At 66.8% G+C, this 19,185-nt stretch carries 20 protein-coding genes; 8 read left to right on the forward strand and 12 right to left on the reverse strand.

From position 1 onward, the window contains the following. Window positions 1-124: 124 nt before the first annotated feature. The 4 genes from AC3A6R_RS11220 to lexA all read right to left on the reverse strand — a co-directional run bounded on the left by AC3A6R_RS11220 (window position 125) and on the right by lexA (window position 3,598). Window positions 125-1,282, reverse strand: coding sequence for an MFS transporter (locus tag AC3A6R_RS11220; RefSeq protein WP_487859286.1), 1,158 nt, complete (start codon window positions 1,280-1,282; stop codon window positions 125-127). 16 nt (window positions 1,283-1,298) lie between these two features. Further along, window positions 1,299-2,306, reverse strand: a complete 1,008-nt coding sequence (locus tag AC3A6R_RS11225; RefSeq protein ID WP_487859285.1) for a D-2-hydroxyacid dehydrogenase family protein — start codon at window positions 2,304-2,306, stop codon at window positions 1,299-1,301. Window positions 2,307-2,398: 92 nt separating this feature from the next. Further along, a complete protein-coding gene (locus tag AC3A6R_RS11230; protein WP_487859284.1) occupies window positions 2,399-2,770 on the reverse strand; it encodes a hypothetical protein in 372 nt (123 codons plus the stop codon). Between the two features lie 144 nt (window positions 2,771-2,914). Continuing rightward, on the reverse strand, window positions 2,915-3,598 hold the full coding sequence (lexA, locus tag AC3A6R_RS11235; protein ID WP_487859283.1) for a transcriptional repressor LexA: 684 nt from the start codon (window positions 3,596-3,598) through the stop codon (window positions 2,915-2,917). Between the two features lie 71 nt (window positions 3,599-3,669). Between lexA and AC3A6R_RS11240 the strand changes: the two genes are divergently transcribed. Further along, the gene (locus AC3A6R_RS11240) at window positions 3,670-4,677 is read left to right on the forward strand and encodes an asparaginase (protein ID WP_487859282.1); all 1,008 of its coding nucleotides are present in this window, start codon (window positions 3,670-3,672) and stop codon (window positions 4,675-4,677) included. A gap of 21 nt (window positions 4,678-4,698) precedes the next feature. On the opposite strand, the gene adk is transcribed toward AC3A6R_RS11240, so the two are convergent. The 6 genes from adk to AC3A6R_RS11270 form a co-directional block, all read right to left on the reverse strand. Continuing rightward, entirely contained in the window at window positions 4,699-5,355 is a 657-nt protein-coding gene (gene adk, locus AC3A6R_RS11245; protein WP_487859281.1) for an adenylate kinase, read from the reverse strand. A gap of 131 nt (window positions 5,356-5,486) precedes the next feature. Beyond that, complete coding sequence (gene kdsB, locus AC3A6R_RS11250) at window positions 5,487-6,254, reverse strand: 3-deoxy-manno-octulosonate cytidylyltransferase (protein ID WP_487859280.1); 768 nt, start codon at window positions 6,252-6,254, stop codon at window positions 5,487-5,489. Further along, window positions 6,251-6,433 carry a Trm112 family protein gene (locus AC3A6R_RS11255; RefSeq protein WP_487859279.1) on the reverse strand — a complete coding sequence of 61 codons (183 nt, stop codon included), beginning with the start codon at window positions 6,431-6,433 and terminating at the stop codon, window positions 6,251-6,253. The genes kdsB and AC3A6R_RS11255 overlap by 4 nt, the downstream gene beginning before the upstream one ends. Beyond that, window positions 6,414-7,430 carry a tetraacyldisaccharide 4'-kinase gene (gene lpxK / locus AC3A6R_RS11260; protein ID WP_487859278.1) on the reverse strand — a complete coding sequence of 339 codons (1,017 nt, stop codon included), beginning with the start codon at window positions 7,428-7,430 and terminating at the stop codon, window positions 6,414-6,416. Before lpxK ends, AC3A6R_RS11255 begins: the two co-directional genes overlap by 20 nt. 10 nt (window positions 7,431-7,440) lie before the next feature. Beyond that, complete coding sequence (locus AC3A6R_RS11265) at window positions 7,441-7,857, reverse strand: ExbD/TolR family protein (RefSeq protein ID WP_487859358.1); 417 nt, start codon at window positions 7,855-7,857, stop codon at window positions 7,441-7,443. A gap of 14 nt (window positions 7,858-7,871) precedes the next feature. Then, complete coding sequence (locus AC3A6R_RS11270) at window positions 7,872-8,504, reverse strand: MotA/TolQ/ExbB proton channel family protein (protein ID WP_487859277.1); 633 nt, start codon at window positions 8,502-8,504, stop codon at window positions 7,872-7,874. 313 nt (window positions 8,505-8,817) lie between these two features. On the opposite strand from AC3A6R_RS11270, the gene xseA reads away from it, so the two are divergent. Both xseA and AC3A6R_RS11280 read left to right on the forward strand, forming a co-directional pair. After that, window positions 8,818-10,128 (forward strand): exodeoxyribonuclease VII large subunit, encoded by a 1,311-nt coding sequence (gene xseA, locus AC3A6R_RS11275; protein WP_487859357.1) that lies wholly within the window; start codon window positions 8,818-8,820, stop codon window positions 10,126-10,128. 49 nt (window positions 10,129-10,177) lie between these two features. Then, a complete protein-coding gene (locus tag AC3A6R_RS11280; protein WP_487859276.1) occupies window positions 10,178-10,759 on the forward strand; it encodes a superoxide dismutase in 582 nt (193 codons plus the stop codon). Between the two features lie 82 nt (window positions 10,760-10,841). Here the strand turns inward: AC3A6R_RS11280 and AC3A6R_RS11285 are convergent, their stop codons facing one another. Both AC3A6R_RS11285 and AC3A6R_RS11290 read right to left on the reverse strand, forming a co-directional pair. Then, window positions 10,842-11,303, reverse strand: coding sequence for a DUF192 domain-containing protein (locus AC3A6R_RS11285; protein WP_487859275.1), 462 nt, complete (start codon window positions 11,301-11,303; stop codon window positions 10,842-10,844). Between the two features lie 150 nt (window positions 11,304-11,453). Beyond that, window positions 11,454-11,777 carry a cell envelope biogenesis protein TolA gene (locus tag AC3A6R_RS11290; RefSeq protein ID WP_487859274.1) on the reverse strand — a complete coding sequence of 108 codons (324 nt, stop codon included), beginning with the start codon at window positions 11,775-11,777 and terminating at the stop codon, window positions 11,454-11,456. A gap of 219 nt (window positions 11,778-11,996) precedes the next feature. Between AC3A6R_RS11290 and icd the strand changes: the two genes are divergently transcribed. From icd to sbcB, 5 genes are all read left to right on the forward strand, one after another. Beyond that, a complete protein-coding gene (gene icd / locus AC3A6R_RS11295; RefSeq protein WP_487859273.1) occupies window positions 11,997-13,256 on the forward strand; it encodes an NADP-dependent isocitrate dehydrogenase in 1,260 nt (419 codons plus the stop codon). A 154-nt stretch (window positions 13,257-13,410) separates the two neighbouring features. Next, on the forward strand, window positions 13,411-13,770 hold the full coding sequence (gene clpS / locus AC3A6R_RS11300) for an ATP-dependent Clp protease adapter ClpS (protein WP_487859272.1): 360 nt from the start codon (window positions 13,411-13,413) through the stop codon (window positions 13,768-13,770). Window positions 13,771-13,837: 67 nt separating this feature from the next. Continuing rightward, the gene (gene clpA, locus AC3A6R_RS11305) at window positions 13,838-16,159 is read left to right on the forward strand and encodes an ATP-dependent Clp protease ATP-binding subunit ClpA (RefSeq protein WP_487859271.1); all 2,322 of its coding nucleotides are present in this window, start codon (window positions 13,838-13,840) and stop codon (window positions 16,157-16,159) included. Window positions 16,160-16,282: 123 nt separating this feature from the next. Next, window positions 16,283-17,728 (forward strand): cardiolipin synthase, encoded by a 1,446-nt coding sequence (gene cls, locus AC3A6R_RS11310; protein WP_487859270.1) that lies wholly within the window; start codon window positions 16,283-16,285, stop codon window positions 17,726-17,728. Beyond that, the gene (gene sbcB / locus AC3A6R_RS11315; protein ID WP_487859269.1) at window positions 17,729-19,171 is read left to right on the forward strand and encodes an exodeoxyribonuclease I; all 1,443 of its coding nucleotides are present in this window, start codon (window positions 17,729-17,731) and stop codon (window positions 19,169-19,171) included. It begins immediately after the preceding gene. Window positions 19,172-19,185 lie beyond the last annotated feature (14 nt).

Below are 19,185 nucleotides of genomic sequence, written 5' to 3' on the forward strand. Positions count from 1 at the left end.
AGGATTTTCACTGGTTGAGAAATTCGGGCCGGCGGGCGGCTGCCCCGACCGCGGTGTTTCGAGCAGACTGCGATTTTGCCGCCATGGCCGGAACGGGCGCTGCGGGTTTCTCGCAGCAGGCGCGTCAGGCCGCCCGGCCGCTGCGGTCGATGGCCACGCTCGCGCCGATGGCGACCAGCAGCAGCGCAAGGCCGACCCAGTTCATCCATGCCGATGCGTCGTTGGCCAGCAGCCATCCGCCGAGCGCGGCACCGACGGCCTGGCCCGTGTAGATGCCCGAGCTGTTCAGCGCCACCGAGCCGGGCGCGAGCGCTGGCGCCAGGCTCACCAGCCGAGCCTGCTGCGCCGAATTGGTGGCGAAGCATCCGAGCCCCCAGGGCACGATCACCGCGGCCAGCCAGGGCAGGGTGGGCGCCCAGGGCCAGAGGAACAGACTCAGCGCGATCAGCGAACTCGTCAACAGCACCATGCGGCCTGCACCGACGCGGTCGATGAAGCGGCTCACGACCATGTTGCCCAGCACGCCGAAAACGCCGAACAGGCCCCACACCAGGCTCAACGTGGTGGGGTCTGCGCCGAAGTCCTGCTTAAGGACCGGGCCGAAGTAGCTGGACAGGACGAACTGGCCGGCACCCTGCAGCGCCGTGACCGCGACGATGCCCATCAGCACCGGGCTGCGCAGCACGCGCGACCATGCGGCCTTGGACAGTGCTGCGGGATGGATCCCCTGCGGCAGCGTCAGCCAGACCCAGGCTGCGCTCGCGACGCTCAGCACCGCGATGGCCACGAAAGCCATGCGCCATCCAAAGTGCCCCCCGATCAGCGCACCGATCGGGAGGCCCAGCACCGAGGCCAGCGACCAACCGAGAAAGACGAAGGTCACCGCACGCCCGCGCTGTTCCGGTGCCACCAGCAAGCCGGCACAGGCGGCGGCTTGCGGCGTGAAGACCGCTGGCGCGATCACCGTGAGCATGCGCACCGGCAGCAGGGCGCCGAAGCTGGGCATCGCGGCCGCAATGGCGTGCCATGCCGCGTACCAGAGGAGCGAAAGCGCGAGCAGCTGGCGGCGGTCCCAGCCCGCGACCGCGGCCGCCAGCAGCGGCGCGCCGATGCACATCACGATGGCCGCGACCGTGATGAGCTGCCCTGCCGTCGCGACGGAGACCGCGAGCGATGCGCTGATCTCGTTGAGCGTGCCGGGCACCACCATCACGCCCGTGCCAATCACGAAGTTGCCGGCCAGCAGCGCCCAGAGCGCACCCCGGGACGCCGACCGGCTCACGGAGCCGTCTCCGGACTCACCGGCGGACCTGCAGGGCGCCGGGATTCACGATGTTGGTGGGGTTGCCCTTGATGAAGCTCACGACGTTGTCGAAGGCCTGCCCGAAATAGCTCTCGTAGCTTTCCTGCTCGACATAGCCGATGTGCGGTGTGCAGATGCAGTTTTCGAGGCGCAGCAGTGCGTGGCCCTGCAACGGCGGTTCGCTCTCGAACACGTCGATCGCCGCGAGGCCCGGCCGGCCGCGGTTCAAGGCGGCGAGCAGCGCATCGGCCTCGACCAGTTCGGCCCGCGAGGTGTTGACGAAGAGCGCTGTCGGCTTCATGCGCGAGAGGTCCTCGAGCGTGACGAGGCCCACGGTCTCTTCGTTGAGCCGCAGGTGCACCGACAGCACGTCGGCCGCGGCAAAGAACTCCTGGCGGTTCTGCGCCACCTGGAAGCCGTCGGAACGCGCCTTGGCGCAGCTCGCCTCGCGGCCCCAGATCACGACCTGCATGCCGAACGCCTGGCCGTAGCGCGCCACCAGTTGGCCGATGCGACCATAGCCCCAGATGCAGAGCGTCTTGCCCTTGAGCACCGAGCCGAGCCCGAAGTTGGGCGGCATCGACGCCGACTTGAGACCCGACTGCTGCCACGCGCCGTGCTTGAGGTTGCTGATGTACTGCGGCAGCCGGCGCATGGCCGCCATGATCAGCGCCCAGGTGAGTTCGGCGGGCGCCTGCGGCGAGCCGCTGCCCTCGGCCACAGCCACGCCGCGCTCGGTGCAGGCCGCGACGTCGATGTGGCCGCCGACGCGGCCGGTCTGGGAAATGAGTTTGAGCCGGGGCAGCTTCTCGATCAGCTGCCGCGAGATGTGGGTGCGCTCCCGGATCAGCACGATCACGTCGGCGTCTTTCAGGCGCACCGAGAGCTGGCCGATGCCTTTCACGGTGTTGGTGTAGACCTTGGCGGCGTAGGCGTCGAGCTTGGCGGCGCAGCGCAGCTTGCGCACGGCGTCCTGGTAATCGTCGAGGATCACAATATTCATGGCGTGCAATTGTGCCTCGCAGCACTGGCACGGCGCGCGCCTGAACGTTTGGATACCCGGCCCCGGGGAAAGTCACCGGGGCGTGCACGGGCTCAGTGCAGGTGCGCGGACCGCGGTGCGGCACTCACGGCTTCCATGGCCTCGAGCGCGGCGAGCCGGTCGAGCTCGGCGCAGACATCGGCCATACGCCCCGAAATCACCATCCGGTTGGTGCTGCGTTTTTCGCCCTGGTGATCGACCACGCGGATCACGCGCAGCGGCCGTGCAGGCGCGGCAGCGGCCTTGGGTGCCGCCTGGGCATGGGGCCGGGCCGCGCAGGCAGGGCGAACGACGAGGCCGCCATGCAAGCCTGCGGACGCAGCACGGCCATCGCGGTGGCGGGCACTGCGCGCGGGCAGCAACCGGCTGGCCAGCGACTGCAGCGGCATCCAAAGGTCAACGATAGCGAGAAGGGCGATTCCCATGTGAACTCCAAGAAGGTTTGAGGTTGAACACAGGCAGGATTGCTTTCGCCGGACGCAACAGGGTGATGGCGCCAGTTGCGCCATACGCCCGCCACCTGTTGCGGCTGGATGGATGGTTTCGGTTGTCAGCAGCCGGTTTGGCGGCTACATCAGCATGGTGTTGCGGATCAGGCCCACGGCAAGGCCCTCGATCTCGAACGGCTCGCCGGGCTGGACCACGATGGTCGGATAGTCGGGGTTTTCAGCGTGCAGCTCGATCACCTGCTTGTTGCGCTTGAGGCGCTTGACAGTGACTTCGTCGCCGAGGCGGGCCACCACGATCTGGCCGTTGCGGGCTTCCTTGGTGGCTTGCACCGCGAGCAGGTCGCCGTCCATGATGCCGGCGTCGCGCATCGACATGCCGCGCACCTTGAGCAGGTAGTCGGGCTGCTGCTGGAACAGGGTGTTTTCGACGTAGTAGGTCTGGTCGACGTGCTCCTGCGCGAGGATCGGCGAGCCCGCGGCCACGCGGCCGATGAGCGGCAGCGCGAGCTGCGCCATGCCGGGCAGCGAGAGCGAGAACTGCCCGCCTTCGCGGTGCCGGGTCTCGTTGAGCGAGCGCAGCGCGTCGCCCTTGAGCCGGATGCCGCGCGAGGTGCCGCTGACGAGTTCGATCACGCCCTTGCGGGCCAGCGCCTGCAGATGCTCCTCGGCCGCGTTCGCGGATTTGAAGCCGAGTTCGTTGGCGATCTCGGCGCGCGTGGGTGGCGCGCCAGTGCGTGCGATGGCGCTCTGGATCAAGTCCAGGATCTGTTGCTGGCGGGCGGTAAGCTTCACGGCAAACTGCATAGTGGTTCCTTGCGGCACTGGCTAGATATCCAGTAACTGTATTTTTAACCAGTTTTTAAAAGTTGGCAAGCATGGTGAATTCATCAGGTCCTGGTGTGCGGCGTATCGTGGTGTTGGGCACGGGCGGCACCATCGCAGGCCGCGCCGCCGATGACGGCGACAACATCGGTTACACCGCGGGCGAGGTCGTGGTGGCCGATCTGCTTGGCGGCATCGGTGCCCCCGCGGGCTTTGCGCTCGTGGCCGAGCAGGTTGCCCAGCTCGACAGCAAGGACATGGGCTTTGACGTCTGGCTGCAACTCGCCGAGCGCTGCGCTGTGTGGCTCGCCGAGCCTGACGTGGCGGGCGTGGTGGTCACCCATGGCACCGACACCATCGAGGAGACGGCCTTCTTCCTCCACTCGGTGCTCGCGCCGGCCAAGCCGATCGTGTTGACCTGCGCCATGCGCCCGGCAAGCTCCCTCTCGCCCGATGGCCCGCAGAACCTGCGCGATGCCGTCGCGGTCGCCGGCGCGACGGGCGCGAAAGGGACGACTGTGGTCTGTGCCGGCACGGTGCATGGTGCGCTCGACGTCCAGAAGGTGCACACGTACCGTCCTGATGCGTTTGCATCGGGCGACGCCGGCCCGGTCGCCTACGTGGAAGAGGGTGTGGTTCGGCGCCTGCGGGACTGGCCCGGCGCCGTGCCGGGCGGCGCTGGCGTAGGGCTGCGCGCGGTCGCGGGAGCGGTCGCGGCGGCAGGGTGGCCGCGGGTCGAGATCGTCATGAGCCATGCCGGCGCCAGCGGCGCGCTGATCGACCTGCTGTGCCAGGAGCGCGCCGGCGGCGTCGCCGAGCCGGTCCGCGGACTGGTCGTGGCGGCCACCGGCAATGGCACACTGCACCAGACGCTCGAGGCTGCTGCCGTGCGCGCGGAACAGGCTGGTATCCCGGTGTTGCGCGCCACGCGTTGCGCGAGCGGCCGCATTCTGCCGCGGCCCGACGACCGGCTGCGCGATGCGGGCGCGCTGACGCCGGTCAAGGCGCGCGTTGCGTTGATGCTCGAACTGCTGGGAAGGGGAAAAGAAGACGCCGCCTGAACCGCAGCGCCGGCGCGGCGCTCAGCTGCTCAGGGCCGCCAATGCGCGCTGCGTGATCTCGTCGACCGTACCGACGCCCTTGATGGCGCGGTACTTGGGCGCATTGGCCGGGTCGGCCTTGGCCCATGCGGAGTAGTAGTCGACCAGCGGACGGGTCTGCTCGCTGTAGACCTCGAGGCGCTTGCGAACGGTTTCTTCCTCGTCGTCCTTGCGCTGGATCAGGTCTTCGCCCGTGACGTCGTCCTTGCCTTCGACCTTCGGCGGATTGAACTTGACGTGGTAGGTGCGGCCCGACGCAGGATGCGAGCGTCGGCCGCTCATGCGTTCGATGATGTCGCTGAACGGCACGTCGATCTCGAGCACGTAGTCGAGCTTGACGCCGGCCGCCTTCATGGCGTCCGCCTGGGGGATCGTGCGTGGGAAACCGTCGAACAGGAACCCGTCGGCGCAGTCGGGTTGCCCGATGCGTTCCTTCACGAGATTGATGATCAGGTCGTCGCTCACGAGGCCACCCGATTCCATGATCGACTTGGCTTGTTGTCCGAGCGGGGTGCCCGCCTTGACCGCCGCGCGCAGCATGTCGCCGGTGGAAATCTGGGGAATGCCGTACTTCTGGCAGATGAAAGTGGCTTGCGTGCCTTTGCCCGCCCCGGGCGCGCCCAGCAAAATTAGTCTCATGATGTCCTCGGACGGTTCTTAGATTTTGTGTCGCACCCCATGCGGCCCGAGGGCCGCCCAAGGCGGAATTGCTTCGAGGATAGCATGCGAGGACGGGCGAAATTCCCGCTGCCGCCCTCTGTGCGGGGGCTTCAGCGCACGCTCGCGAAGACCGCGCGGACGCGCGCGAGGTCTTCGGGTGTGTCGACGCCGGGGCCCGGCGCAGTCTGGCTCACATGCACCGCGATGCGGTGACCGTGCCAGAGCGCACGCAACTGTTCGAGCGCCTCGGTGGCCTCGATCGGCGCCGGCGGCAGCGACGGAAAACGCCGCACGAAACCGGCACGGTAGCCATAGATGCCGATGTGGCGCAGCGGCGCGGGCGAGGGCAGCACACCGGGTGCCGCGCCGCCGGCCGAGCCATCGCGCCACCAGGGGATTGGCGCCCGGCTGAAATAGAGCGCGTGGCCTTCGGCGTTGAGCACGGCCTTGACCACGTTTGGATTCACGAAGTCGGCCACCGACTCGATGGCGTGCACTGCGGTGCTCATCGCGGCGCCGGGGTGGGCCGACAGCGTGGCGGCCACGGCATCGATCAGCGCCGGATCGATCAGCGGTTCGTCGCCCTGGACATTGACCACGATGTCGTCGCCGTCGAGCCCAAGCTGTTCGCAAGCCTCGGCCAGGCGGTCGCTGCCGCTCGCATGGTCCTGCCGCGTGAGCACGGCCTCGACCCCATGTTCCCGGCAGGCATCGACGATGGACCCATGGTCCGCTGCGACCACCACGCGCGCCGCGCCCGACGCGGCGGCGCGCAGGGCCACGCGAACGACCATGGGCAGGCCGGCGATGTCGGCCAGCGGTTTGTCGGGCAGCCGCGTCGACGCCAGGCGCGCCGGCACCAGGACGGTGAAGCTCACCGCCCCAGCTCTTCGTCGGACAGGGTGCGCGCCTCGTTCTCGAGCAGCACGGGAATGCCGTCGCGCACCGGGTAGGCGAGGCGGGCGCTGCGCGAGCAGAGCTCCTGCTTCTCGGCGTTCCAGGTCAGCGGGCCCTTGGTGACGGGGCAGACGAGCAGTTCAAGCAGCTTGGTGTCCATCGAGCGATGATAGCTTTGCGTCGAGCGCAGCGAAGAACGCGGCCGACGGCGCGAAGTCGAGCGGCACCGCGAGCGCTTCCGGGGCCTTGCGCCACAGCTTGACCGCGTCCTTCTCGGTGCAGAGCAGCCGCTGCCCGGCGAGCGCGGGCGTTTCCCAATCGGCAAAATCGTGGTGGTCGGGCAGTGCGATGGTCCGGGACAGCGTGAGCCCGCGTGCGCGCAGCATCTCGAAGAAGGCTTCGGGCCGCGCAATGGCTGCAAGCGCGATCACGGGATGGCCTGCGAGCGCAGCCAGCGGAATGCGTGTGCCGTCGCGCGCCACCGTGTCGGGCGCGAGCGCACGGGTCGCGGTGTAGCCGCCCGCGAAGGCAGGCTTCGCGCCGCTGTGGAGCACCAGGTCGCAGGCGCGCGGCCAGCGCTCGCGCAGCGGTCCGGCAGGAAGCCGCCAGCCGTTGCCGACGCCGCGGTCGTCGAACACGCAGATCTCGATGTCGCGGGCGAGCGCGAGGTGCTGCAGCCCGTCGTCGCTCACGATGACCTGCGTGGCCGGGTAGCGGGCGAGCAGGGCCCGCGCGGCCTCGATGCGGCGCCGCGCCACGAATACCGGCGCCCCGGTGGCGCGATGGATCAGTGCCGGCTCGTCACCCACTTCTGCAGGTGCGCTCTCGGCGAGCACCTCGCGGCAATCGGTGGTGCGGCGGCCATGGCCGCGCGAGATCACGCCCACGCGCAGGCCACGCGCCTGAAGATGCCGCACGATGGCCATCACCACCGGCGTCTTGCCGGCACCGCCCGCGATCACGTTGCCCACCACGATGACCGGCACGCCGGCGCGCTCGGATCGGAGCCATCCCAGCCGGTAGAGCGAACCGCGCAGCGCGAAGAGCGCTGCATACAGCAGCGACAGCGGCCACAGCAGGCAGGCCGGCAGGCCGCGTCGCAGCCAGGCCCGCTGCAGCCGGGAGGCCGATGCGTTGCGCGCCTCGGGCTGCTGCACTTGGCGGCCCTCAGTGCGTCGTCGACTGCGCGGCGAAGGTGATCTGCACCAGGCCCGCGCGGCGTGCGGCTTCCATCACCGTGATCACCGACTGGTGCGGGCTGCTCGCGTCCGCGCTGATGATGACGACGCTGTCCTTGCCGCCGGTCGCGGCTGCGGCCAGGGCGGCGGCCACGGCATCCACGCCGCGATCCGCCAGCGCGGTCTTGTTGATCGAATACCGGCCGTCGGCCGACACCGCAACGATCACTTCCTTCGGATAGTCGCGCTGGGCATCGACATCGGCCGTCGGCAGCCGCAGCTGCATCTCGGTGAATTTGCTGTAGGTGGTCGACAGCATCAGGAAGATCAGCACCACCAGCAGCACGTCGATGAACGGGATCAGGTTGATCTCCGGCTCGTCGCGCGCGCCGTGGCGAAACTGCATGCGGCCGGGGCGGCTCATCTGCGCAGGGCGCTCAGATGGCGCGCGAAGCGTTCGCCCGACAGTTCGAGGTGCAGCAGGTATTCGTCGACCCGGGTGCGGAAGTAGCGCCAGAAGATCAGCGTCGGAATGGCCACGATCAGGCCGAACGCCGTGTTGTAGAGCGCGATCGAGATGCCGTGGGCGAGCTGTGCGGGATTGCCCGAACCCACCGCGCCGCTGCCGGGCGACTGCGAGCCGAAGATCTCGATCATGCCGATGACCGTGCCGAGCAGGCCGAGCAGCGGCGCCGCCGACGCAATGGTGGCCAGCGCCGGCAGGTAGCGTTCGAGCCGGTGCGCCACGGTGCGGCCCGACGCCTCCATGGCGGCGCGCAGGTCTTCCTCGGTGCACAGCGGGTTGGCATTGAGCGCCCGCAGGCCGGCGGCCAGCACCTGGCCGAGCATCGAATTCTGTTCGAGCCGGGTGACCACGTCGGGCCCCGGCACGGCGCCGTGCGAGACGGTGATGGCCTCGTCGAGCAGCTTGGGCGGCAGGACCTTCACGGTCTTGAGGTTCACGAAACGTTCGATCACCAGCGCGAGCGCAATGACGGAGCAGGCGAGCAATGGCCAGATCGGCCAGCCCGCGGCAACAATGATGGAAAACAAGAAAATCCTCCGGCCCGTAGACTGCAAATGCGCGGCGATTATCCCCCGAGCGCAGCCCGCTAAACGCGGCACGCTTCCTGTAAGCGAAGACGCACAGATTCTGTGGATAACTTTGTGACTAACCCATTGCGCAATGCGTCCGAACCCGCATGGGGCGGGCTTCTCATTAGATCGACTGAATTTTGAGCACTCCTTTTTTCAATGAAATCAAGGGCTTGCACGACAAACCGTGCTTTTGTTCCATGCCTGGTGCCGCCTGCCGGGGCCCGGCGGGCGACTGTGGAAGAGTGGCGACACGCCGCTCGTGCGCTTCGTGAGCTGGCGTGAGCCGGCTGCGGCGCCCGGGCCGCGCATCTGGGCCGTCGGTGCGCTCTGCCGTGCGGTGGCCGACGCGCTCGACGCGCGCTTCAATCCGGTCGCGGTTCGTGGCGAGATCTCGGGCTTCTCGCGCGCGTCGAGCGGCCACTGCTATTTCTCGTTGAAGGACGAATCGGGCCAACTGCGCTGCGCCATGTTCCGGCGTGCCGCAAGCCTGCTCGACTTCTCGCCGCGCGACGGCGATCAGGTCGAGGTGCGGGGCCGGCTCGCCGTCTACGAGCCGCGCGGCGACCTGCAACTTGTCGTCGAGAGCCTGCAGCGGGCGGGGCAGGGTGCGCTTTTCGAGCAGTTCCTGCAGCGCAAGGCCCGGCTCGAGGCCGAGGGGCTCTTCGACACGGCCCGCAAGCGGGCGCTGCCGCTGATGCCGCGTTCGGTCGGCCTCGTGACCTCGCTCGGCGCTGCGGCTTTGCACGACGTGGTCACGGCGCTGCGTCGCCGCGCGCCGCACATTCAGGTGGTCCTCGCGCCGGCGGCCGTGCAGGGTGCCGGCGCGCCGGCCGAACTGGTGCGCGCGCTGCAGTCGCTCTATGCGTTCACGCCCGCTGTCGACGTGATCCTGCTGGTGCGCGGCGGCGGATCGATCGAGGACCTCTGGGCTTTCAACGACGAGTCGCTGGCGCGTGCCATCGTCCAGAGCCCGGTGCCCCTGGTCTGCGGCGTGGGCCACGAAACCGACTTCACCATCGCCGATTTCTGCGCCGACCTGCGCGCGCCCACGCCCACGGCGGCCGCGGAACTCGTGAGCGCCCCGCAGGCCGTGTGGCTCGGCGCGCTCGACCTGCTCGACGAGCGCCTCGGCGATGCCCTCGGCACGCGGCTCGACGCACTCGGGCAACGGCTGGACCAGGCCGCGGCACGCCTGGGGCGGCCGTCGGGCATGGTGGCACGCCACCAGTTGCGGTTGGCTCACCATTCGCAGCGGCTGCGCTATGCGGCCATGTCCCGCATCGAGCGGCTCGGGCAAACGCCGCGCGCGATGGCGGCCGACTTTCCGCTGAAGCTCGTGCGCGTCATGGCCGAGCGCCGCGAACGGCTCGAAAGGGTTGCGGCGCGCCTTCGGCTGCTCGACCCGGCGCTCGTGCTGCAGCGCGGCTATGCCCTGCTCAGCGACGCCAGCGGCCGCACGGTCGTCAGCGCGAAGAATCTCCACGCCGGCGACGCGGTGTCGGCACGGCTCGCCGACGGTACGGTCGACCTGACCGTCGCACCCGACGAGACGGGAACGCGTCCGACGCCAGGCCGGTGATTACTTCCTAGAATCGTCGATTCCCACAACCAACCACGAGAAAAAAACCATGGAACATGTGCTCCCACCCCTGCCTTACGCCCTCGACGCGCTGGCACCCGAGTACTCGAAGGAAACGCTCGAGTACCACTACGGCAAGCACCACAACGCCTACGTGGTGAACCTCAACAACCTGCAGAAGGGCACCGAGTTCGAGTCGATGCCGCTCGAGGAGATCGTCAAGAAGTCGAGCGGCGGCATCTACAACAATGCCGCGCAGATCTGGAATCACACCTTCTTCTGGAACTGCATGAAGCCCCAGGGCGGCGGCACGCCCACGGGCGCGCTGGCCAAGGCGATCGACGCCAAGTGGGGCAGCTACGACGCGTTCAAGGAAGCCTTCGTCAAGTCGGCCGTGGGCAATTTCGGCTCTGGCTGGACCTGGCTGGTGAAGAAGGGCGACGGCTCGCTCGACATCGTGAACATGGGCGCCGCAGGCACGCCGCTGACCACGGGCGACACGCCGGTGCTCACGGTCGACGTCTGGGAGCACGCCTACTACATCGACTACCGCAACCTGCGCCCGAAGTTCGTCGAGACCTTCCTGGCGAAGCTGGTCAACTGGGACTTCGCAGCCAAGAACTTCGGCTGAGCAAACACGTACAGCTGAACGCAGAAAAAGCCCGGGCGGTCGCCTGGGCTTTTTTCTGCCTGCGTCCGGTTGATCGTTCCCGTCAGCGCCGGGCCGCAGCGAACAGCTCGCCGCCGAGCTTGGCGCCTTTCTTGATGTTCTTCTTGGCGAACCAGCCCTGGTTCATTTCGAGCACGTAGCGCACGGGCTCTTCGGAGCAATGCGATTGTTCTGTCATCGGCTGCATGTCGACCAGATTGACGATGCGGCCATCGTCGGCCACGAACGCCGCGGTCAACGGCAGCAGCGTGTTGCGCATCCAGAAGCACTGGGTGGCTGGCTGGTCGAAGACGAAGATCATCCCTTCGGACTGCGGCATCTCCTTGCGGAACATCAGGCCGATCTCGCGTTGGCGAGGGGTCTGCGCCACTTGCGCGTCAATCTTGTAGAGCCCCACCGAGAGCTGCGTGCGCTGGAGGTCGGTCTGGGGTTGTTGCTGGGCATGCGCGGCGCCGGCAAGGAACATGGCGGCAAGCAGGAGCAGGGCGGCGAAACGCTGAAACATCGAGAGCCTCTCTGGCGGGGACGGGGTTCGGGGCAGGGCAACAAAAATGCCAGCCGATGCGGGCGATGCCGGTGCGCTAGAAAGCTTACACCTTCTTCGAAGGCAAAAAAAAGCGCCCCGTCGGAGCGCTTCTTCTGCAGGGACGGGCCCTTACTTGGGCGTGCTGCCCTGGTTCGACTTGCGCTTCACGCTGCCGTCTTTATTGCGGCGGCGGTCGTCGCGCGTTGCAGCGCGCTTCTCGCCAGCCACTGCGGCCTTGTCGGCACCAAAGGTGCCGCCTTCGGGCGTCTTGGCGATGTCGCCGGCGGGAGCTGCCACTTGACCGGCGGGGCGGCTTTCCTTGGTGGCTTCGGCACGGGCTTGCGGCTTGCTGCCGGTGGCGTTCCCTTGCTCGGGCGTGGCGCCGGTGGGGTTCTGGGCGTAAGCGCCAGCGGCGAACAGGCCTGCAATCATGACTGCGAGAATTTTGCTCATTGATGATTCCTCTATTCGAGAATTGGTTGGAAACGCCCCCCGGCTGGCAGAAGGTCAGTCCCTAACGAGGCCGCGGTCTCATCGGTTGACAAATGTCAGCGTACGGGTTGCGTCTAAAATGTACCGTGATTTGTTCGCTAGCTGTACAGCGATTCCTTTCGCTGTCTGAATTCGCAGACGGTCGTCCGAACTACGTCACTCCCGGAGTCATTTCCCCTCATGTCCAGCTACCAGCACATCAAAGTCCCGGCCGAAGGCCAGAAGATCACGGTCAACGCCGACAACTCGCTCAATGTGCCTGACCAGCCGATCATTCCCTTCATCGAAGGCGACGGCACGGGCATGGACATCACCCCGGTGATGCTCAAGGTGGTGGACGCTGCCGTGGCCAAGGCCTACGGCGGCAAGAAGAAGATCCACTGGATGGAGGTCTTCGCCGGCGAGAAGTCGACCAAGGTCTACGGTCCCGACGTCTGGCTGCCCGAAGAAACGCTGCACGCCGTGCGCGACTACGTCGTCTCGATCAAGGGCCCGCTGACCACGCCCGTGGGCGGCGGCATCCGCTCGCTGAACGTTGCACTGCGCCAGGAACTCGACCTGTACGTCTGCCTGCGCCCGATCCAGTACTTCGAGGGCGTGCCCAGCCCGGTGCGCGAGCCGCACAAGACCAACATGGTCATCTTCCGCGAGAACTCGGAAGACATCTACGCCGGCATCGAGTTCGAAGCCGAGAGCGACAAGGCCAAGAAGCTCATCAAGTTCCTGCAGGACGAGATGGGCGTCAAGAAGATCCGTTTCCCCAATACCTCCGGCATCGGCGTCAAGCCGGTCTCGCGCGAAGGCACCGAGCGCCTGGTGCGCAAGGCCCTGCAATACGCCGTCGACAACGACAAGCCCAGCGTGACCCTGGTGCACAAGGGCAACATCATGAAGTTCACCGAAGGTGGCTTCCGTGACTGGGGCTACAACCTCGCGGCCAAGGAGTTCGGCGCCGAGCTGATCGACGGCGGCCCGTGGATGAAGTTCAAGAACCCCAAGACGGGCAAGGAAATCACCGTCAAGGACAGCATCGCCGACGCGTTCCTGCAGCAGATCCTGCTGCGCCCCGCCGAATACAGCGTGATCGCCACGCTGAACCTCAACGGCGACTACGTGTCCGACGCGCTCGCCGCACAGGTGGGCGGCATCGGCATCGCCCCGGGCGCGAACCTCAGCGACACCGTCGCGATGTTCGAGGCCACCCACGGCACGGCGCCCAAATACGCCGGCAAAGACTACGTGAACCCCGGTTCCGAGATCCTCTCGGCCGAGATGATGCTGCGCCACATGGGCTGGACGGAAGCCGCCGACCTGACCATCAGCTCGATGAAAAAGTCGATCGCCAGCAAGAAGGTCACCTACGACTTCGCGCGTCTGATGGACGGCGCCACGCAGGTGAGCTGCTCCGGTTTCGGCCAGGTGATGATCGATAACATGTAATCTCGCCCAGCAATTTCACGGTGCCTTCGGGCTCTCGAAAAAAGAACCCTCAAGATCGCCCGGTCTTGGGGGTTTTGTACTTGATTTGTCGAATACTCGCCACCACATCTTCCTGCGTCGGCACGGTGCTTGCACGCTCTATAGAATCTTTTTTATGGCAACGAGAATTCCCAAGACGCCGACCAAGCCGCCGGCGCAGAAACCGGCCGGAGACGACGGAGATTCGGTCGTCCTGGAGCGTCGGCCGCAAAAAACAGCGCCACCCCAGATGTACCAGGTGGTCATGCTGAACGACGACTTCACACCGATGGAGTTCGTGATCGTCGTGCTGCAGGAATACTTCAACAAGGATCGCGAGACCGCGACCCAGATCATGCTCAAGATCCATCTCGATGGCCGCGGTGTTTGTGGGGTCTATTCCCGCGACATGGCTGCCACGAAGGTCAATCAGGTGATGGAAGCGGCGCATCAGGCCGGGCATCCGCTCCAATGCGTGAGCGAACCCGTTGCATGAGCCTGTTGAATTGCGCAAGCTCCAACCCATCTGAGAACTTATTTACAGCAAGGCAAAAGGAAATCACATGATTGCCCAGGAACTGGAAGTCAGCTTGCACATGGCCTTTGTCGAGGCCAGGCAGCAGCGCCACGAGTTCATCACCGTGGAGCATCTGTTGCTCGCTTTGCTGGACAACCCGAGCGCCGCAGAGGTCCTGCGCGCCTGCTCGGCGAACGTCGACGACCTGCGCGCGTCGCTCACCAACTTCATCAAGGACAACACGCCCCAGGTGGCGGGTACCGACGATGTCGACACCCAACCCACGCTGGGTTTCCAGCGCGTGATCCAGCGTGCCATCATGCATGTGCAGTCCACCGGCAACGGCAAGAAGGAAGTCACCGGCGCGAACGTGCTGGTCGCGATCTTCGGCGAGAAAGACTCGCACGCGGTGTACTACCTCCACCAGCAGGGCGTGACGCGCCTCGACGTGGTGAACTTCATCGCCCACGGCATCAAGAAGAGCGATCCGCCGGAGGCCGTCAAGGGCAGCGGCGATGCACCTTCGAGCGAAGGCGAGGAGGGCGGCGGCGAGAAGAACGAGAAGGCTTCGCCGCTCGAACAGTTCACGCAGAACCTCAACCAGATGGCCAAGGACGGCAAGATCGATCCGCTGATCGGCCGCGAGTACGAGGTCGAGCGCGTGATCCAGATCCTGTGCCGCCGGCGCAAGAACAACCCGCTGCTCGTGGGCGAGGCCGGCGTGGGCAAGACCGCGATCGCCGAAGGCCTAGCGTGGCGCATCACCCAGGGTGACGTGCCCGAGATCCTCGCCGAGTCGAACGTATTCTCGCTCGACATGGGCGCACTGCTCGCGGGCACCAAGTACCGCGGTGACTTCGAGCAGCGCCTGAAGGGCGTGATCAAGTCGCTGAAGGACAAGCCCAACGCGATCCTGTTCATCGACGAGATCCACACGCTGATCGGCGCGGGCGCGGCCTCGGGCGGCACGCTCGATGCATCGAACCTGCTGAAGCCGGCGCTCTCGAGCGGCCAGCTCAAGTGCATCGGTGCCACCACCTTCACCGAATACCGCGGCATCTTCGAAAAGGACGCGGCCCTGTCGCGCCGGTTCCAGAAGGTCGACGTGGTCGAGCCGACGGTGCAGGAAACCGTCGACATTCTGAAGGGGCTGAAGTCGCGCTTCGAAGAGCACCATGGCGTGCGTTACGCTGTCGCGGCCCTGCAGGCCGCAGCTGAACTGAGCGCCAAGTACATCAACGACCGCCACTTGCCCGACAAGGCCATCGACGTGATCGACGAGGCCGGTGCCGCGCAGCGCATCCTGCCCCCGAGCAAGCGCAAGAAGACCATCAGCAAGACCGAGGTCGAGGACATCGTCGCGAAGATCGCGCGCATTCCCCCGGCCAATGTCAGCAACGATGACCGCAGCAAGCTGCAGACCATCGAGCGCGACCTCAAGAGCGTGGTGTTCGGCCAGGACAAAGCGCTCGAAGTGCTCGCTTCGGCGGTCAAGATGGCGCGTTCGGGCCTGGGCAAGGGCGACAAGCCGATCGGCTCGTTCCTGTTCTCCGGCCCCACCGGCGTCGGCAAGACCGAAGCTGCCAAGCAGCTCGCCTACATCATGGGCATCGAGCTGATCCGCTTCGACATGTCGGAGTACATGGAGCGCCATGCCGTGAGCCGCCTGATCGGCGCGCCCCCGGGCTACGTCGGCTTCGACCAGGGCGGGCTGCTGACCGAGGCTGTCACGAAGAAGCCGCATGCGGTGCTGCTGCTCGACGAAATCGAGAAGGCGCATCCCGACATCTTCAACGTGCTGCTGCAGGTCATGGACCACGGCACGCTGACGGACAACAACGGGCGCAAGGCCGACTTCCGCAACGTCATCATCGTCATGACGACGAACGCGGGTGCCGAGGCCATGAACAAGGCGAGCATCGGCTTCACGAACGCGCGGCAGGCCGGCGACGAAATGGGCGACATCAAGCGCCTGTTCACGCCCGAATTCCGCAACCGTCTCGACGCCATTGTCAACTTCAAGGCGCTCGACGAGCAGATCATCCTGCGCGTGGTCGACAAGTTCCTGCTGCAGCTCGAGACGCAGCTGGCCGAGAAGAAGGTCGAGGTCACCTTCTCCGACAAGCTGCGCAAGCATCTTGCGAAGAAGGGCTTCGATCCGCTGATGGGCGCACGCCCGATGCAGCGCCTGATCCAGGACACGATCCGTCGTGCGCTGGCCGACGAGCTGCTGTTCGGCCGCCTGACCGAAGGCGGGCGCCTCGAAGTCGATCTCGACGAGAAGGACGACGTGCTGCTCGATATCCAGCCGCTGCCGAAGAAAGAAGGCAAGTCGAAGCCCGAGCCCGAGGAAGCCGCCGCAGGCTGACCCTCCGGTCGATGCCGTGGGCCGGCAAAAGCTGGTTCCGAGGCCAACCTGGAACGAAGTCAAAGGCCGGTAGCATTCGCTGCCGGCCTTTTTTGCGGCCACCCGAAACCGAACACATCCACCTTGACCCTCCCCGAGCTCAGCCAGGAATGGAAAACCGGCCTCTCCCTGGCCTGGAGCGGCTACATCGCCGTGCTCTCGGTCTGGATCGTGATGCAGAAGCGCGCGCCGGTCTCCACGATGAGCTGGATCCTGTCGCTAGCGCTGGTGCCGTTCGCGGGGTTCCTGGTCTACTACTTTCTCGGGCCGCAGCGCCTGCGCAAGCAGCGTCAGAAGCGCCTGCACAGCCGTGCCAGCGCGCACATCCAGGCCGATCTCGCGCGCGTGCGCGATGCGGCCCAGAAGGCGCCGCCGGCGCTGCAGCAGATGGCGCGGCTCGGCACCGCGGCCTGCGGCCTGCCGGTCTCCAGCGCGACCGCCGTCGAGCTGCTTTCGGGCGGCGCGCGCACCTTCGACGCGATCTTCGATGCCGTGCGCGCGGCACGCCATCACATCCACCTCGAGTACTACATCTTCGAGCCCGACCGGATCGGCACCGCTCTGCGCGACCTGCTGGTCGAACGCGCGCGTGAGGGCGTAGCGGTTCGGCTGCTGCTCGATGCGCTCGGCTCCAAGCGCATCGGGCGCAAATTCATGGCACCGATGGTCGCTGCGGGGGTCCAGATCGCGCTCTTCCACGACACGCGTATTGGCCGCCGCCTGCGGCCGGTGACCAACTACCGCACCCACCGCAAGATCGTGGTGTGCGACGGGCGCGTGGGCTTCACGGGCGGCGTCAACATCACCGATGAGGAAGACAAGCGCACCCGGCCCGATGCGTACCACGACGTGCACCTGCGCATCGAGGGCAGCGCGGTGCGCTGGCTCCAGACCACCTTCCTCGAGGACTGGGCCTATGCCACCGGCGAGAGCCTGCGCCACCTCGACGACCAGATGGACGCCATGCTGCCGCAGGTGAAGGCGGGCGACATCCCGGTGCAGATCGTGACGAGCGGCCCCGACAATGCGCTCGAGGCCATTCACCGCATGCACGTGGCGGCGATCCATTCGGCGTGCGAGCGCGCCTGGCTCACCACGCCGTACTTCGTGCCCGGCGAGCCCGCGATGATGGCGCTCACCAGCGCGGCGCTGCGCGGCGTCGACGTGCGCCTGCTGGTGCCGCGGCGCAGCGATTCGGCGATCGTGAGCGCTGCCGCCCGCTCGTACTTCGACGAACTGATCGCCGCCGGCGTGAAGGTCTGGGAGTACGAGGCGCGCATGCTCCATTCCAAGACCCTGGTGGTCGACGATGATTGCGCGATGATCGGCACCGCGAATTTCGACAACCGCAGCTTCCGGCTCAACTTCGAGGTTCTGGCCGTGGTCTACGGCCCCGCGCTGACCCGGCCGCTGGCGGCACAGTTCGAGACCGACCTGCACAGTTCCGGCGCGGTGCGCGCCAACCGGCCGCAGACATTCTGGCGCCGGCTCGTCGATTCCGTGGCACGCCTGTTTTCACCATTGCTCTGAATGAACCACACTTTTCTCTGGCACGACTACGAAACCTTCGGCGCCGTCCCGCGGCGCGACCGCCCGTCGCAGTTCGCCGCCATCCGCACCGACGCAGAACTCAACGAGATCGGCGAGCCGCTCATGGTCTATTGCAAGCCGGCGCCCGACTACCTGCCGAGCCCCGAGGCCTGCCTGATCACCGGCATCACGCCCCAGCTCTGCGTCGAGCGCGGCATTCCCGAGCATGCCTTCGCGGCGCAGATCGAGCAGGTGTTCTCGCAGCCCGGCACCATCGGTGTGGGCTACAACACCATCCGCTTCGACGACGAGGTCACACGCTTCCTGTTCTGGCGCAACCTGATCGATCCCTATGCGCGCGAATGGCAGAACGATTGCGGACGCTGGGACCTGCTCGATGTCGTGCGCCTGACCTACGCGCTCCGGCCCGACGGCATCGAATGGCCCCTGAAGGAAGACGGCAAGCCGAGCTTCAAGCTCGAGGACCTTGCGCGCGCCAACGGGCTGCTGCATGAATCGGCGCACGATGCGCTGTCCGACGTGCGCGCCACCATTGCGCTGGCGCGACTGATCCGCGAGCGCCAGCCGCGGCTGTTCGACTTCGCGCTCGGCCTGCGCAAGAAGGAGCGCGTGGGCGCCGAGCTCGGCCTGCCGGCCATGCGCGAGACGGCCAAGCCCTTTCTCCACGTTTCGGGCATGTTCCCGGTCGAGCGCGGCTGCCTCGGCGTGCTGTGGCCGCTCGCGAGCCATCCGACCAACAAGAACGAGCTGATCGCCTGGGACCTTGCCCACGATCCGAGCGAACTGCGCGACCTCGACGTCGAGACCCTGCGCCTGCGCCTGTTCACGCGCTCCGCCGACCTGCCCGAAGGCGTGGTGCGCCTGCCGGTGAAGGGCATCCACCTGAACAAGTCGCCGATGGTGGTCGGCAACCTGCGCACGCTGGTGCCCGCCATGGCCGAGCGCTGGAGCATCGACCTCGACACCGCGATGCGCCATGCGGCGATCGCGCGCGACCTGCCCGACATGAGCGCCATCTGGTCGCAGGTGTATGCCCGGCCGCCGCAGGAGGTCGCGCCCGACGTCGACGAGGACCTCTACGGCGGCTTTGTCGGCAACGCAGACCGCCGCCGGCTGAACCAGCTGCGCGCGCTCTCGCCCGAGGAACTCGCCAAGGACCGCACCGGTTTCGACGATGGGCGGCTCGATGAGGTCCTGTTCCGCTACCGCGCGCGCAACTGGCCCGAGCTGCTGAGCGAAGCCGAAGCCGAGCGCTGGGAGGCGCTGCGTGCGGCACGGCTTTTCAAGGGCGAGGGCGGCGCGCGCACGATCGAGGCGTTGTTCGCCGAGGTCGATGCGCTGTCCGAAACCGCGGACGAGCGCGGCGAGGAGATCCTCGGCGCGCTCTACGAATACGCCGAGGCGATCGCGCCCGAGGTCTGAGCGAAGGTCGCCCC

The organism is Variovorax sp. Soil_C_19, from assembly GCF_057657255.1.

Bases quoted from the DNA above. Each gene is read 5' to 3' on its own strand.
- adk (WP_487859281.1), bottom strand. From the start codon at position 5,355: ATGAGACTAATTTTGCTGGGCGCGCCCGGGGCGGGCAAAGGCACGCAA.
- lexA (WP_487859283.1), bottom strand. From the start codon at position 3,598: ATGCAGTTTGCCGTGAAGCTTACCGCCCGCCAGCAACAGATCCTGGAC.
- AC3A6R_RS11225 (WP_487859285.1), bottom strand. From the start codon at position 2,306: ATGAATATTGTGATCCTCGACGATTACCAGGACGCCGTGCGCAAGCTG.
- clpS (WP_487859272.1), top strand. From the start codon at position 13,411: ATGGCAACGAGAATTCCCAAGACGCCGACCAAGCCGCCGGCGCAGAAA.
- AC3A6R_RS11290 (WP_487859274.1), bottom strand. From the start codon at position 11,777: ATGAGCAAAATTCTCGCAGTCATGATTGCAGGCCTGTTCGCCGCTGGC.
- AC3A6R_RS11240 (WP_487859282.1), top strand. From the start codon at position 3,670: ATGGTGAATTCATCAGGTCCTGGTGTGCGGCGTATCGTGGTGTTGGGC.
- clpA (WP_487859271.1), top strand. From the start codon at position 13,838: ATGATTGCCCAGGAACTGGAAGTCAGCTTGCACATGGCCTTTGTCGAG.
- AC3A6R_RS11285 (WP_487859275.1), bottom strand. From the start codon at position 11,303: ATGTTTCAGCGTTTCGCCGCCCTGCTCCTGCTTGCCGCCATGTTCCTT.
- AC3A6R_RS11265 (WP_487859358.1), bottom strand. From the start codon at position 7,857: ATGCAGTTTCGCCACGGCGCGCGCGACGAGCCGGAGATCAACCTGATC.
- AC3A6R_RS11255 (WP_487859279.1), bottom strand. From the start codon at position 6,433: ATGGACACCAAGCTGCTTGAACTGCTCGTCTGCCCCGTCACCAAGGGC.
- sbcB (WP_487859269.1), top strand. From the start codon at position 17,729: ATGAACCACACTTTTCTCTGGCACGACTACGAAACCTTCGGCGCCGTC.
- icd (WP_487859273.1), top strand. From the start codon at position 11,997: ATGTCCAGCTACCAGCACATCAAAGTCCCGGCCGAAGGCCAGAAGATC.
- AC3A6R_RS11230 (WP_487859284.1), bottom strand. From the start codon at position 2,770: ATGGGAATCGCCCTTCTCGCTATCGTTGACCTTTGGATGCCGCTGCAG.
- AC3A6R_RS11280 (WP_487859276.1), top strand. From the start codon at position 10,178: ATGGAACATGTGCTCCCACCCCTGCCTTACGCCCTCGACGCGCTGGCA.